This window comes from Metabacillus sp. RB-C-LZQ-3-1 (assembly GCF_058315175.1).
On the sequence record NZ_JBZFLI010000019.1, the window covers coordinates 24,264 to 40,133 of the forward strand.

The window sequence follows — 15,870 nt, forward strand, 5'->3', positions numbered from 1 at the left end:
AAAGGAGGAAAAAGTATGCAGGAGCAATTAAAACAGCTTCAACAAGAAGCGCTTGAAAAAGTAGAACAAGCGCAGGATTTAAAGGAATTAAATAACATACGTGTCGCTTACTTAGGGAAAAAAGGTCCAATTACAGAAGTATTAAGAGGGATGGGCAAGCTGTCAGCTGAAGAACGTCCTGTTATGGGAGCACTAGCTAATGAAGTGAGAGAAGCTATTGCAACCTCAATCTCAAGTAAACAAGAGCATCTAGAGCAACTAGCGGTAGAGCAGAAGCTGGCAACAGAAACAATCGATGTAACATTACCAGGACGTCCAGTAAAAGTTGGAAACCATCATCCAATTACAGCTGTTATTGAAGAAATTGAAGACTTATTTCTTGGAATGGGCTATCAAATCGCAGAAGGCCCTGAAGTTGAAACAGATTATTTTAACTTTGAAGCATTAAATCTTCCGAAAGGACATCCGGCACGTGATATGCAGGATTCCTTCTACATTACAGAAGAGCTGCTATTACGTACACATACTTCTCCAGTTCAGGCAAGAACAATGGAAAAGCATGAAGGAAAAGGACCAGTTAAGATTATCTGTCCCGGTAAGGTATATCGCCGTGATAATGATGATGCAACTCACTCTCATCAATTCACTCAAATTGAAGGACTTGTGGTAGATGAGAATATTAGCATGAGTGATTTAAAAGGCACACTTGAAGTGTTTGCAAAAAAAATGTTTGGTGAAGAGCGTGAAATTCGTTTGCGTCCTAGCTTCTTCCCATTTACAGAGCCTTCCGTAGAGGTTGATGTATCTTGTTTCTTATGTAGCGGTAAGGGCTGTAATGTTTGTAAAAAGACTGGATGGATTGAAATGCTAGGTGCAGGAATGGTTCATCCAAATGTACTTAAAATGGCTGGTTTTGATCCGGAAAAATACACTGGTTTTGCATTTGGTATTGGTGGAGAACGTATTGCGATGTTAAAGTACGGAATTGATGATATCCGTCATTTCTATACAGATGATGTACGATTCTTAAAACAATTCAAACGAGCGTAAAAGGGAGGATAACAACATGTTTGTTTCATATAAATGGTTAGCAGAATATGTTGACCTGTCAGGAATTACTCCTGATGAGTTAGCAGAGAAAATTACACGTAGCGGAATTGAAGTAGAAGGTGTTGACGTATTAAACGAAGGTATTAAGGGCGTTGTTATCGGTCATGTTGTCGAAAAAGAGCCGCATCCAGATGCAGACAAATTAAATAAATGTCAAGTTGATCTCGGAAATGGTGAACTTACTCAAATCATTTGCGGTGCAAAAAATGTTGATAAAGGGCAGAAGGTTGCAGTTGCAACAGTTGGTGCTGTTTTACCTGGTAACTTTAAAATTAAAAAAGCCAAGCTTCGTGGCGAAGCTTCAAACGGCATGATTTGTTCCCTTCAGGAGCTTGGAATTGAATCGAAGTTAGTGGCTAAAGAATATTCAGAAGGTATTTTCGTATTCCCTAATGATGTACAGGTAGGTGAAGACGCACTTGAACAGTTAAATCTTGATGATGCTGTGCTTGAGCTTGGGCTAACTCCAAACCGTGCAGATGCATTAAGCATGCTAGGTGTTGCTCATGAAGTAGCTGCCATTTTAGACCGTAAAGTGAAGTATCCAGAAATCTCATATGAAAGCTCTTCAGAAAAAGCATCAGATCTAATTGATGTGAAAGTGGATGCACCAGAAGATAATCCATTATATATTGCGAAGGTTATTAAAAACGTGACAATCGCTCCATCGCCATTATGGATGCAAACACGTCTAATGGCAGCTGGAATTCGTCCACATAATAATGTAGTCGATATTACGAATTTTGTCCTATTAGAATATGGTCAACCTCTTCATGCATTTGACTATGATCGTTTAGGTTCTAAGGAAATCCTAGTTCGACGAGCACAAGACGGAGAGAAAATTGTTACACTTGATGATCAAGAACGAACACTTACTTCAGAACATTTAGTGATTACAAATGGAACAGAACCTGTCGCATTAGCAGGTGTAATGGGCGGGGCAAACTCCGAAGTGCAATCAGACACCAAAACGGTTTTATTAGAATCTGCATTGTTTAATGGCCAACGCATTCGCACAGCTTCAAAAGATCATGGGTTAAGAAGTGAAGCAAGTGCACGTTATGAAAAGGGTGTGGATCCTAATCGTATTCCTGCGGCTGCAGAGCGTGCAGCACAACTTATTGCATTGTATGCTGGAGGAGAAGTTCTAGAAGGAAGTGTAGAGGTTCGTTCTGCTACTTTTGAACCGAAAACAGTAAGAACAACAGTTGAAAGAGTTAACAAAGTACTTGGAATGAGTATCTCAGCAATGGAAATGAAAGCAATTCTTGAGCGTCTTCAATTTGAAGTAGTCCTTGATAACTCAACATTATCAGTAACCGTACCAACTCGCCGCGGGGATATTACGATTGAAGAGGACCTTGTTGAAGAGATTGCAAGACTTTATGGATACGATAATATTCCGACAACATTGCCTGTAGGTCAAGCAATTCCCGGGAAGCTAACTGAGTATCAGGAAAAACGTCGTAAAGTCCGCGCGTTTTTAGAAGGAACAGGATTATATCAAGCCATTACGTATTCTCTTACGAGTGAAGAAAAAGCAGCAAAATACGCATTAGAAGTTTCAGAGCTAACTAAACTTGCTCTTCCGATGAGTGAGGAGCGCAGTGTATTACGTTTAAGCTTACTTCCACACTTATTAGATGCGTTACGCTATAATCTTGCACGTCAAATTGATCAAGTGGCATTATATGAAATAGGCTCTGTATTCCTCTCAAAAGGAAAGGACGTTCAACCGTTAGAAAAAGAACGTGTTTCAGGTGCGATAACTGGTTTATGGCATTCACACTCATGGCAAGCTGAGAAAAAACCTGTTGATTTCTATGTTGCAAAAGGAATTATTGATGGACTTGCAGATTTATTAGGTTTAATAGACCAAATTCAATACAAACAAGCGAAGCGTGAAGGGATGCATCCAGGTCGTACAGCTGACATTTATTTAGGTGAAAAGCTTGTTGGTTTTGTAGGGCAAGTACATCCTACTGTACAAAAGGAATTAGATCTAACAGAGACGTATGTATTTGAGCTTTCTTTAGTTGACCTATTAACAACAAATGTAGAAGAAACTCGTTATGAAAGTATTCCGCGTTATCCTTCGATCACAAGAGATATCGCATTAGTTGTGAATAAGGATGTAGTAGCAGGTGAGATCGAAAAGGTCATCACTAAAGCAGGTGGCAAGATGCTAAAAGAAGTAACTGTATTTGACCTATATGAAGGTGACCGGTTAGAAGAAGGGAAAAAATCAGTTGCTTTCTCTCTACGCTACTTTGATCCCGAGCGTACTTTAACAGATGAGGATGTTTCAAAGACTCATCAAAAAGTCCTGGATGCAGTAGAAGAAAAGCTTGGTGCAACATTAAGAGGTTAATCTTGATTAATAAACGAATCACCATATGGTGATTCGTTTTTTTGGTGGTAATGACATCTTGATAATTTCGAAATTTGTCTAATCGTTGATAAATCATGAAAATCGAAGGTAAATTCTAAGAAACGTTGATATAGATGTAAAATAGTTGAAAAAAACTCAAAATAGAAGATAAATCAATTTTTCTAACTACTTTCGAGCAATTTTCAATGCTTTTTCTGTATTCGCAAAATGCTTTTTTGTGATTGAAGATAAAAACTCGCTACCTTTTTTCTGAATGATTTTTGCTGCTGCAACATCTACTTGTGCACCAGCACCTTTTGGAATGTTCACTCCGGCTTTTTGGGACAATTTTTCAAATTCCTGTATAAATGAATATCGTGCAATAATTGAGGCTGCTGCAACGGCAAGGTGAACACCCTCAGCTTTTGTGGAAAAATAGATATTATCTTTATATACGTTTTTTCCTTGAAGATGTCTAAAATAAACACCAGGTTCTGCAAACTGATCGATTAATAATCCATCAGGCTTTTCAGGTTCAATTTTCTTAAGCAGGTGGTTAATGGCCTGGTTATGTAAGAGAGCTTTCATTTTCCCTTGAGACATTCCTTTTTGTTGAAGCTCATTATATTTTTCATTATGTAAGACAAGCAAGCTATAAGGAATTGTTTGAATTAGATCTTTTGCGATCTCACAAATCTGTGGATCCTTTAGGTTTTTTGAGTCCTTGACCCCTAATTCCTTCAAGAGTTTAATTTGATCTTTTTTAACATATGCTGCAACAACTGTTATAGGGCCAAAAAAATCTCCAGTTCCAACCTCATCAGACCCAATAATAGACATGCTCGATATATTGGCAGGGGGTTGATATCCACTAGGAGTTTTCGTTAACGAAGGTTGTTTCTTAATTGACGATTCAGCTGTGCCCCATTGTGCAGCCTCAGATTCAGCAGAACTTCCCTGAAAAAGTACTTTTCCTGAGTGATAAGCTGTAATCGTACATCCATTTACCTTTGCAGAAAATACTGCACCTGGAGGAGTTTTTTCTGTTTTATTTTGATGATAATAACTTGCCATTTTGCTGATTTGTTCCGGACCTACTTTAATAACGGAATTTGCCAATATTTACACCCTTTCGATAGATATATAACCTGAAATTGATCAGTAAGAATTGATTAAATGTGTGTGCTTTTGCCCAAAAGTTTGAACATCTTCCCATATGATAAAGCTTCATGTTATGATAGAAATTAGGATTTGCAGGAAATGGAGGATTTATCGTTGTCAAAACGTCCTAAGTCTAAAACAACAGTAGATATATATGGTCAACAATTTTCAATTATTGGTACTGAGAGCACAAGCCATATTCGAGCTGTTGCTGCAATTGTTGATGATAAAATGAGAGAGATTAATAGCAAAAACCCGTCTCTCGATATAAATAAATTGGCAGTATTAACAGCTGTTAATGTTGTACATGATTATTTAAAGCTTAAAGAAGAGTATGAAAAACTAGAGATACAACTACTTGAAAAGGATTGAAGAGAAAAATATGCTAGATTTTGTTTTATTTATTATTCTATTATTCGGGATATTGGTTGGTTTAAAACGTGGATTTATTCTTCAATTTATCCACTTAACCGGATTTATCATTTCATATATAGTAGCATACCAATATTTTGATGATCTTGCACCAAGATTAAAGCTATGGGTGCCATATCCTGTAACGGGTGAAGGACCTCAAATTCTAACATTACTTAGTGGCAATGACCTTGAGGGTGCTTATTATCGAGCGGTTGCATTTGTTTTATTATTTATTGGGACCAAAATTGTTATGCAAATCATTGGGTCAATGCTAGATTTTGTTGCACTTCTCCCAATTCTAAAGCAACTAAATAGAGGTGCTGGTTCAATACTTGGCTTTTTAGAATCTTATCTTGTCTTATTCATTATCCTTTTTATTGCAGCACTTATTCCAATGGAGCAAATTCAAAGTGCTTTAGATCAATCTGTGTTAGCAAACCTAATTGTGAACCATACTCCTTATTTTTCTGATAAAGTAAATGAACTTTGGATTCAATACATGTCTTAAAAGAGGCTGACTTAAAGAGGGTAACCCCTTCAACACTCATATATATTGTGACTACATCCAAGTTTGTAGAGGATATTATGAGAACGGAGGATCATACTCTTTGTTTAAGTCAGTCTCTTTTTCAGGCTTTGGTATGGCTAGATGTAAGATTGTACTTTTTTCATGATTATTTGTATCATTTTTATAGAATGTGTTAGATAAAGAGGTGGAACAAATGGACATTCATAAAAAAGATGTCATTCGTTTATTAGAAAAGATAGCTATTTTAATGGAATTAAAAGGGGAAAACCCTTTTAAAATATCAGCGTTTCGAAAAGCTGCTAATGCATTGGAAGTAGATGATAGAAGCTTAGCTCTAATTGATGATTTTACGAAGATTCCGGGTATTGGGAAAGGGACTTCAAATGTAATAAAAGAATTTCTTGAAACTAAAAAATCAGAAGTTCTTGAACAATTACAAGAGGAAGTGCCAGCTGGTTTACTCCCTTTATTAAAACTACCGGGATTAGGTGGTAAGAAGATTGCGAAACTTTATAAAGAATTAGAAATTGATAGCGTTGAAGCGCTTAAATTAGCTTGTGAGGAAAATAAAATACAAGGTTTAACAGGGTTTGGGAAAAAGTCTGAAGAAAAGATTTTAGCCGCAATTGAAGAAATGGGAAGTCGTCCTGAACGCTTACCTATTTCCTTTATGCTCCCAATTGCTCAGGAAATTGAAGCGTATCTGGAGCAATGTGCAAACATTGAAAGCTATTCCCGAGCCGGTAGCCTGAGACGTATGCGCGAAACAATTAAAGATCTTGATTTTATTATTTCAACTAATGAGCCTGAGAAGGTAAGAGATCAGCTCCTGAAAATACCGAATGTATCTAATATTATTGCGAGTGGTGATACAAAGGTGTCAGTGCAGCTTACGTTTGATTATGAAGTGAGTGTTGATTTCAGACTTGTGAAACCAGCAGAATTTGCAACAACCCTTCATCATTTTACAGGATCTAAAGACCATAATGTCAGAATGAGACAGCTTGCAAAGGAGCGAGGAGAGAAGATCAGTGAATATGGTGTAGAAAACGTTGAGACAAATGAGATCAGAACATTTGATACTGAAGAAGAATTTTATCAGTATTTTAACCTTCCGCATTTTTCACCGGAAATTCGTGAGGATGGAACGGAGGTTGATTTATTTCATCATGATATTCAGCTTATTCGTTTAGAGGATGTAAAAGGAGATCTTCATATGCACTCTACCTGGAGTGATGGAGCTTTTACAATTCGGGAAATGGTTGAAGCATGCCGTAAGAAAGGCTATCGTTATATGGCCATTACAGATCATTCTCAATATTTAAAGGTAGCAAATGGATTAACACCTGAAAGATTGAGAGCTCAAAGACAGGAAATTGATGTATTAAATGAGGAGTTTGATGATATTACAATTCTTGCTGGAGTTGAAATGGATATTTTGCCAGATGCTACATTAGATTATGATGATGAATTGCTAGCCGAGATGGATATTGTGATTGCTTCAATCCATTCAAGCTTTTCACAATCAAAGGATGTCATCATGGAACGGTTAAAAACGGCATTAAATAATCATCATGTTGATATCATTGCTCATCCCACAGGCAGAATCATTGGCAAGCGAAAGGGATATGATGTAGACATAGATTTGCTGATTCAACTTGCTAAAGAAACTGATACAGCACTAGAGTTAAACGCAAATCCCCATCGATTAGATCTGAGTGTAGAGCATATTCGAAAAGCTCAAGATGCAGGTGTGAAAATAGTCATTAATACAGATGCACATAATCTTAATATGTTAGACGATATGAGAATTGGTATTTCTACAGCCAAAAAAGGTTGGATTGAACGTGATACGGTTATAAATACATGGGATATTGACCAACTTAAAGCATTTTTAAACAGGCATCATAAGGAATAGGAAGGTCTGTGTATTTTATTAGGAGGTAGACCGAATTGCAGCAGAAAGTTTTACATGTACTAGAATATGAAAAGGTGAAAGAGCAGCTTATTAAGCATGCTTCATCATCACTTGGCAAAGAAAAAGTAAAAGCGCTCGTACCTTCTAGTGAGTATCAAGAAGTGGTCATTTCACAGGAACAAACAGATGAAGCTGCGAAAGTACTTCGACTAAAAGGCAATGTTCCGCTAGGAGGACTTCTTGATATAAAAGCAGCGGTAAAGCGAGCGAGAATCGGTGGAATGCTCAGTTCTGTTGAGCTTATCGAGGTTGCAGGCACATTATATGCAGGCAGACAAATGAAACGTTTTATAGAAAAAATGGTTGAGGAAGAAATTGAATTATCTCATTTACCTATACTTGCAGACCAAATTGTTGTGATACATGATTTGGAGAGAAGTATCTCGCAATGTATAGATGATAATGGGTATGTATTGGACAGTGCAAGTGAAACGTTAAAGGGTATTCGTCAGCAGCTTAGAACAACTGAGGCAAGAGTAAGAGATAAATTAGAATCAATGATTCGTTCTTCCTCTGCTTCAAAAATGCTCTCTGATGCGATTATTACGATTCGAAACGATCGCTTCGTGTTACCTGTTAAACAGGAGTACAGAGCATCGTACGGAGGGATTGTCCATGACCAATCCAGCTCAGGTGCTACACTATTTATTGAACCTCAAGTCATTGTTGATTTGAATAATACTCTTCAACAAGCGAAAGTGAAAGAAAAGGTAGAGATAGACCGAATTTTAACGAAGCTATCCAATGAAGTAGCCGAAAATAGTGAGGACATTATACAAAATGTTGAGTGCTTGGCAGATATGGATTTTATGTTCACAAAAGCGAAGTATGCAAAACAAATAAAAGGAATTAAGCCTGAAGTGAACCAAGATGGTGTTGTTCGGTTGTTAAAAGCGAGGCATCCGCTATTACCTGAAAATGAAGTAGTTCCCAATGATATAGAATTAGGAACAGACTTTACTACAATTGTGATTACTGGTCCGAATACCGGCGGTAAAACGGTTGCACTTAAAACACTTGGATTATGTACATTAATGGCTCAATCAGGTTTGCACATTCCGGCACTAGACGGTTCAGAGGTTGCAGTTTTTAAGGCGGTTTATGCGGATATCGGTGACGAACAATCAATTGAGCAAAGCTTAAGTACGTTTTCATCTCATATGGTAAATATTGTGGATATCCTTCATAAAGTGGATGATCAAAGTCTTGTGCTATTTGATGAGCTTGGAGCGGGGACAGATCCTCAAGAAGGGGCTGCCCTTGCTATCTCGATTTTAGATGAAGTTTACAACCGCGGAGCAAGAGTTGTCGCAACGACCCATTATCCAGAGCTAAAAGCGTATGGATATAATCGAGATGGTGTAATCAATGCAAGTGTCGAATTTGATATCACTACACTAAGTCCAACGTATAAGCTTTTAATAGGTGTCCCTGGACGAAGTAATGCTTTTGAAATCTCAAAACGTTTAGGCTTGCAAGAGAATGTCATTCAGATGGCAAGAGCGCAAATGAGTGATGAAAGCAATGAAGTTGACACAATGATTGCATCATTAGAAACAAGTAAAAAAACGGCTGAACATGAGTTAATTCAAGCAGAAAAAATCCGCCAAGAAGCAGAAAAGCTACACAAGGAGCTTCAAAGACAGATTATTGAATTTAACGAACAGCGTGATGCTCTCTTTGAACAAGCAGAGCGGAAGGCATCAGAAAAATTAGAAGACGCAAATCGTGAAGCCGAAAGCATTATAAGGGATTTAAGAAAACTTCGAAAAGAACAGCATGCTCAAGTAAAAGAGCATGAATTGATTGATGCAAAAAAACGGCTTGAAGAGGCGCAGCCTGTATTTGAAAAATCGAAAAAGGTTGAAAAGAAGCAGCCGGCTAAACATGAACTTCTGCCTGGTGATGAAGTAAAAGTCATTAGTTTTGATCAAAAGGGCCATTTGGTTGAAAAAGTAAATGACCAGGAGTGGCAGGTTCAAATGGGGATTTTAAAGATGAAAGTAAAAGAAAAGGATCTCGAATATATTAAAAGGCCGAAGCAACAGGTCCAAGAAAAGCCGCTAGCCGCTGTTAAAGGAAAAGATTATCATGTTTCATTAGAGTTGGATTTACGCGGGGAACGGTTTGAAAATGCATTACTAAGAGTTGAAAAATACTTGGATGATGCTGTTTTAGCAGGTTATCCAAGAGTATCGATTATTCACGGTAAAGGAACTGGTGCGCTTCGAACAGGTGTGAAAGAATTGTTGAAAAATCACAGAAGTGTAAAAAGCACTCGTTTTGGTGAAGCGAGTGAAGGTGGAACTGGTGTTACAATAGTGGAACTAAAATAGTGGGAGGAAAAAGCATGAATACATTTTGGGAGAATGAATTGGTTCAAATTGCTGCCTACTATAGTGTTGTAGTTCTCAGTATCATTTTATTTTTAACGATTTTTGAACTTGTAACAAAGTATAGGAATTGGGAAGAAATACAAAATGGTAACTTAGCTGTTGCTATGGCAACAGGTGGGAAAATATTTGGAATTGCTAACATCTTTCGCTTTTCCATTCATCAACACGATAGTCTTTTGGAAATGTTAGGATCTGGATTGTATGGGTTTGTCCTACTTTTGTTGGGCTATTTCATTTACGAATTTATGACACCGAAGTTTAAAATTGATGATGAGATTCAAAAAGATAACCGTGCAGTTGGATTTATATCCCTCGTTATTTCTGTCGGATTATCTTATGTCATAGGTGAGGCAATATGAGGAGAGTGTAGAGTGGAGACGTTGGCAAAAGTAATGTTTGGTTTATGTGGATTGTTTATTGTTATTGGGTTCATTTATTTAGCTTTCTTTTAATATAGGAAAGGGCCTGATTCACTATATCTGGCCCTTTTTTATTATTTTATATTTCTGAAAACGCAAAAAGCTGATATACTTTTTTATAAAGAGTGAAAATTGGTTTGTTTTTTTCATTTGTTGTATGTCCTCTTCATTATCCTTTCTAACCATACTGTCATTTTATGTTTCCCTCAAAAGGAGGAGAAAAAATGGAAAGTCAAAAACCTTGGTTACAGCTTTACCCAGCAGAAATCCCTCATGACATTAAAAGCGATGAAAAGCCGTTGTACTATTATCTAGAACAATCTGCTTTAGAATTTCCAACACAAATTGCCATCCATTTCTTAGGTAAGGAAATAACGTATTCAGACCTTTATCAACAGTCTTTAAAAATGGCTAATTATCTACAATCACTAGGCTTACAAAAAGGTGACAGGGTATCCATTATGTTACCGAATTGTCCTCAAGCAGTGATCTCATATTATGGAGTATTATTAGCTGGAGGAATTGTTGTTCAAACGAACCCACTATATATGGAGAGAGAGCTTGAGTATCAACTAAAAGATAGCGAGTCCACATTTATCATAACCTTAGATTTACTATTTCCGAGGGTTTCTAAAATGAAAGCGTTAACAAAAATAAAGCATATTATTGTAACGAGTATTAAAGACTACTTACCATTTCCTAAAAATCTTTTATATCCATTTGTGCAAAAAAAGCAAAATCAAATGGTTGTAAAAGTAGAACATAAGGGGTACACGCATCTGTTTCATAAAATTATGGAATTAGCTGAGCCGACAGTTGAAGAATATAAATATATTCCTTCGGAAGATATTGCCCTTCTTCAATATACAGGCGGGACAACAGGATTCCCTAAGGGTGTCATGTTGTCACATGACAATATCGCATTGAATACAAAAATGTGTTCTGCTTGGATGTATAAATCAAAACGAGGAAAAGAATCTATTTTAGGGATTATTCCCTTCTTTCATGTGTATGGGATGACAACTGTCATGAATCTATCGGTTATGCAAGGATATAAGATGATTCTTTTACCTAAATTTGACGCAACAGATACATTAAAAACCATTCATAAATTAAAACCAACGTTATTCCCTGGAGCGCCGACGATTTATATTGCTTTATTGAATCATCCAGACATTCAAAAATATAATTTATCTTCTATTGAATGCTGTATAAGCGGTTCTGCTCCATTACCAGTTGAGGTGCAAGAGAAGTTTGAAAAGGTTACAGGTGGCAAACTTGTAGAAGGTTATGGGTTATCTGAGGCCTCACCAGTTACACACGCTAACTTTATATGGGAGAAAAGAAAAAAAGGAAGTGTAGGTGTTCCTTGGCCAAGTACAGATGCTGTCATCCTGTCATATGACCATGGAGGGATAGCTGAACCAAATGAACTTGGTGAGATTGCAGTTCGAGGTCCACAAGTTATGCTTGGGTATTGGAATAAAAGAGAAGAATCAGAAGCAACAATGAAGGATGGCTGGTTACTCACTGGTGACATTGGATACATGGATGAGGAAGGTTATTTCTACATTGTTGATCGTAAAAAAGACATGATTATTGCTGGAGGATTTAATATTTATCCACGGGAAATCGAAGAAGTTCTTTATGAACATGAAAAAGTAAAAGAAGTCGTTGTAGCTGGAATACCTGATCCTTACAGGGGTGAAACTGTAAAAGCCTATATCGTATTAAAAGAAAATAAACAAGCGACTACAGAGGAATTTAATGAATATGCACGTAAGCATTTGGCTGCATATAAAGTACCGCATATTTATGAATTCAGAAATGAATTGCCAAAAACGGCGGTGGGAAAAATATTAAGACGTGCATTAATTGAAGAAGAGAAAGAAAAATTAAAAAACGTAAATTAATTTATTCAATTGGAGAGACACCATGGTCTCTCCAATTGTTGAAAAACGTAAGGGAACTAAAAAATTAAGGATGAGGGCTTGACAGAAATGGGAGGAAAATTTATGATTGGTTTATGAATGATTATTCATTCATAAATGGAAAGGGAGTCGAACATAACATTGAGACAGAAAAAACCAAAATTTATACAAATCATTGATGCAGCAGTTATAGTAATAGCAGAGAATGGTTATCATCAAGCACAAGTATCAAAAATAGCGAAGCAAGCTGGAGTAGCTGATGGAACCATTTATTTATATTTTAAAAACAAAGAAGACATCCTTGTATCTCTTTTTCAAGAAAAAATGGGAGTTTTTATTGAAAAAATTGAAGAAGAGATTAAAAGTAAATCTAGTGCAGCTGATAAACTATATTCTTTAATTGAAAAGCATTTTACTTTATTATCTGAGGATCATCATCTAGCCATTGTCACACAATTAGAATTAAGGCAATCCAATAAGGATTTACGCCTTCGGATTAATGAGGTTCTAAAAGGATACTTAAATGTAGTTGATAGAATTATTAGCGAAGGAAAAGAAAATGGAGAGTTCAGAGAAGAGCTGGATTTGAGACTAGCTAGACAAATGATCTTTGGTACCATCGATGAAACTGTAACAACATGGGTGATGAATGACCAGAAATATAAGTTAACCGATCAAACGAAAAAGGTTCATGATTTATTTGTTTACGGGTTGTCAATTCAAAAGGGTGAATAGAGAATGGCTTTAAAGTCATTCTCTTTATAAAAGTTATTTTCCGACTATAAATGAAATACATTTTAAGTATAAATGAGGATACATAGGAGGAAAGAAATGAAGTATTTAAAATTACAAAAAGAGAACATGGTTGCAGTTGTTACCATTCATCATGAGCCAGCAAATTCTTTATCTACAAATGTTTTGAAAGAGCTTTCAGTCCTATTGGATGACATCTTAGAAGACAACGAGATTAGGGCCATTATTCTCCATGGCGAGGGCAGATTTTTTTCCGCTGGTGCAGATATAAAGGAATTCGTTAGTCTAGCAGAGGGGAATGGAGATTTTTCTCAACTAGCTAAAGCAGGGCAAGAATTATTTGAACGAATTGAAAATTTTCCAATCCCTATTATTGCAGCTATCCATGGAGCTGCATTAGGCGGTGGACTTGAGATGGCCATGTCCTGTCACATTCGTCTTGTGGCTGAAGATGCAAAGCTTGGTCTTCCTGAGTTACAGCTTGGGATTATTCCAGGTTTTGGCGGGACACAACGATTACCCAAATATGTAGGTACTGGTCGTGCCTTAGAAATGATGGTAACAAGTGATCCGATATCTGGATTAGAGGCCGTTAAACTTGGCCTTGCAAACTATGCATATCCTCAAGAAAAGCTAATGGATGAAGCAAAAAGCTTAGCTGTGAAATTCACTGGGAAAAGTCCAGGTTCGGTGAGGGCTGTGCTATCGTTACTAAATGCATCAAAAACATTAACTTATCAAGAAGGAATGGAACATGAAGCAACTCTTTTTGGAGAAATTTTTAAAAGCGAGGATGCAAAGGAAGGAATTTCAGCCTTTATTGAAAAAAGGAAGCCAAATTTCAAAGGCTAATAACTAAAAAGATAATCAATGTTACAAAACAATGGGGGATGGGACAATGAATATTTTTGTAATCATGAAAAGGACCTTTGATACAGAAGAAAAAATTACGGTAAAAAATGGTGAAATCAGTGAAGATGGTGCAGAATTTATTATCAATCCATATGACGAATATGCAATTGAAGAAGCCATACAATTACGTGATAAAAATGGTGGGGAAGTTACGGTTGTCACAATTGGCGGAGAGGATTCCGAAAAAGAATTACGTACTGCGTTAGCGATGGGGTGTGACAAAGCAGTGTTAATTAATACTGAAGATGATCTGGAAGAAGGAGATCAATATACAACGTCAAGAATTTTAGCTGAGTATTTTAAAGAACAAGAAGTAGATGTGATTCTAGGTGGTAATGTTGCCATTGATGGAGGGTCTGGTCAAGTTGGACCGCGATTAGCGGAATTGCTTGATATTGCCTATGTCACAACGATTACAAAGCTTGATATTGAAGGAAATAAAGCAATTGTTGTTCGTGATGTTGAGGGTGATTCTGAGGTGATTGAAACAACCTTGCCATTACTTGTAACAGCCCAACAGGGACTAAATGAGCCACGCTATCCCTCATTACCAGGAATCATGAAGGCAAAGAAAAAGCCGTTAGCTGAGTTGGAAATCGATGATCTTAATCTTGATGAGGATGACGTAGAACCTAAAACGAAAACAATTGAAATTTATCTACCACCTAAAAAAGAAGCTGGGAAATTATTAGAGGGTGAAATAGAAGATCAAGTAAAAGAGCTTGTATCACTTTTAAGAAATGAAGCAAAGGTCGTCTAATTAGTAACTGGGAGAGGTAAAAGGTCAAATATCAGAAACAGGGGGAAAAAAGGATGGCAAGAAAAGTACTTGTATTAGGTGAGGTTCGTGATCAATCTTTACGTAATGTATCATTTGAAGCAATTGCCGCAGGGAAAACAATCTCAGAAGGTGGAGAGGTTGTCGCTGTTTTATTGGGAGAAAGTGTATCTTCTTTATCTCCAGAACTAATCCATTATGGTGCAGACCGTGTAATAACAGTAGAAAATGAAAAGCTTAAAAACTATACTCCAGATGGGTTTTCCCAGGCCCTTTTATCTGTTATTCAAGAAGAGAAGCCGGAAGGAATTGTATTTGGTCATACATCATTAGGAAAGGATTTATCTCCAAAAATTGCAGCGAAATTAAATTCTGGATTAATTTCTGATGCAACTGCTATTGAGGTGGCTGGAGGTAATATTGTCTTTACGCGTCCGATTTATTCTGGAAAAGCATTTGAAAAGAAAATTGTAACAGATGGCATTATTTTTGCCACTATTCGTCCGAACAATATTAGTCCGCTTGAAAAAGATGAAGCAAGGAGCGGTGAAACAACTTCACTTTCTGTCGAGATAAAAAATCTAAGAACAATTGTAAAAGAAGTTGTACGTAAAGCATCAGAAGGTGTAGATTTATCTGAGGCAAAGGTCGTGATCGCTGGCGGACGCGGCGTGAAAAGTGAGGAAGGATTTGAACCATTAAAAGAATTAGCTAGTGTGCTTGGTGGAGCAGTAGGGGCATCACGTGGGGCTTGTGACGCAGATTACTGTGACTATTCCTTACAAATTGGTCAAACTGGAAAAGTTGTAACACCTGATTTATATATAGCATGCGGTATTTCTGGTGCTATTCAGCATTTAGCAGGTATGTCCAATTCAAAGGTAATTGTTGCGATTAATAAAGATCCCGAAGCAAATATTTTCAAGGTAGCTGATTACGGGATTGTAGGTGATTTATTCGAGGTTGTACCATTATTAACAGAGGAGTTTAGGAAATTAAAAATTCATGCATAATGAATGGAAGCACGTATTTATGCGTGCTTTTTTAATACATTTGGATGAGAATTTTTTCGCCTTTTACGAGTGATTAGAAGTTTTTAATAGAACATGATACTCGTT

General features: G+C 36.9%; 13 protein-coding genes. 12 read left to right on the forward strand and 1 reads right to left on the reverse strand.

Annotated elements, in window-relative coordinates:
* Nucleotides 1-15: 15 nt before the first annotated feature.
* Both pheS and pheT read left to right on the forward strand, forming a co-directional pair.
* Nucleotides 16-1,050 carry a phenylalanine--tRNA ligase subunit alpha gene (gene pheS, locus AC4GZ8_RS21810; RefSeq protein WP_491084016.1) on the forward strand — a complete coding sequence of 345 codons (1,035 nt, stop codon included), beginning with the start codon at nt 16-18 and terminating at the stop codon, nt 1,048-1,050.
* Nucleotides 1,051-1,066: 16 nt separating this feature from the next.
* The gene (pheT, locus tag AC4GZ8_RS21815; protein ID WP_491084017.1) at nt 1,067-3,481 is read left to right on the forward strand and encodes a phenylalanine--tRNA ligase subunit beta; all 2,415 of its coding nucleotides are present in this window, start codon (nt 1,067-1,069) and stop codon (nt 3,479-3,481) included.
* A gap of 186 nt (nt 3,482-3,667) precedes the next feature.
* On the opposite strand, the gene rnhC is transcribed toward pheT, so the two are convergent.
* On the reverse strand, nt 3,668-4,600 hold the full coding sequence (gene rnhC, locus AC4GZ8_RS21820) for a ribonuclease HIII (RefSeq protein ID WP_491084018.1): 933 nt from the start codon (nt 4,598-4,600) through the stop codon (nt 3,668-3,670).
* A 141-nt stretch (nt 4,601-4,741) separates the two neighbouring features.
* Here rnhC and zapA point away from each other — a divergent pair, with 141 nt between their 5' ends.
* From zapA to AC4GZ8_RS21870, 10 genes are all read left to right on the forward strand, one after another.
* Entirely contained in the window at nt 4,742-5,014 is a 273-nt protein-coding gene (gene zapA / locus AC4GZ8_RS21825) for a cell division protein ZapA (protein WP_491084019.1), read from the forward strand.
* 10 nt (nt 5,015-5,024) lie between these two features.
* On the forward strand, nt 5,025-5,564 hold the full coding sequence (locus AC4GZ8_RS21830; protein ID WP_491084055.1) for a CvpA family protein: 540 nt from the start codon (nt 5,025-5,027) through the stop codon (nt 5,562-5,564).
* Between the two features lie 214 nt (nt 5,565-5,778).
* Nucleotides 5,779-7,503 carry a DNA polymerase/3'-5' exonuclease PolX gene (gene polX, locus AC4GZ8_RS21835; RefSeq protein WP_491084020.1) on the forward strand — a complete coding sequence of 575 codons (1,725 nt, stop codon included), beginning with the start codon at nt 5,779-5,781 and terminating at the stop codon, nt 7,501-7,503.
* 35 nt (nt 7,504-7,538) lie between these two features.
* Nucleotides 7,539-9,899: an endonuclease MutS2 gene (locus AC4GZ8_RS21840; RefSeq protein WP_491084021.1), complete on the forward strand. Its 2,361-nt coding sequence runs from the start codon at nt 7,539-7,541 to the stop codon at nt 9,897-9,899.
* Nucleotides 9,900-9,913: 14 nt separating this feature from the next.
* Entirely contained in the window at nt 9,914-10,318 is a 405-nt protein-coding gene (locus tag AC4GZ8_RS21845) for a DUF350 domain-containing protein (RefSeq protein ID WP_491084022.1), read from the forward strand.
* Nucleotides 10,319-10,602: 284 nt separating this feature from the next.
* Nucleotides 10,603-12,291, forward strand: coding sequence for an AMP-binding protein (locus AC4GZ8_RS21850; protein WP_491084023.1), 1,689 nt, complete (start codon nt 10,603-10,605; stop codon nt 12,289-12,291).
* A 159-nt stretch (nt 12,292-12,450) separates the two neighbouring features.
* Nucleotides 12,451-13,044 carry a fatty acid metabolism transcriptional regulator FadR gene (gene fadR, locus AC4GZ8_RS21855; RefSeq protein ID WP_491084024.1) on the forward strand — a complete coding sequence of 198 codons (594 nt, stop codon included), beginning with the start codon at nt 12,451-12,453 and terminating at the stop codon, nt 13,042-13,044.
* A gap of 96 nt (nt 13,045-13,140) precedes the next feature.
* Nucleotides 13,141-13,914 carry an enoyl-CoA hydratase gene (locus AC4GZ8_RS21860; protein WP_491084025.1) on the forward strand — a complete coding sequence of 258 codons (774 nt, stop codon included), beginning with the start codon at nt 13,141-13,143 and terminating at the stop codon, nt 13,912-13,914.
* 46 nt (nt 13,915-13,960) lie between these two features.
* Complete coding sequence (locus tag AC4GZ8_RS21865; RefSeq protein WP_491084026.1) at nt 13,961-14,734, forward strand: electron transfer flavoprotein subunit beta/FixA family protein; 774 nt, start codon at nt 13,961-13,963, stop codon at nt 14,732-14,734.
* Nucleotides 14,735-14,787: 53 nt separating this feature from the next.
* A complete protein-coding gene (locus AC4GZ8_RS21870; RefSeq protein WP_491084027.1) occupies nt 14,788-15,765 on the forward strand; it encodes an electron transfer flavoprotein subunit alpha/FixB family protein in 978 nt (325 codons plus the stop codon).
* Nucleotides 15,766-15,870 lie beyond the last annotated feature (105 nt).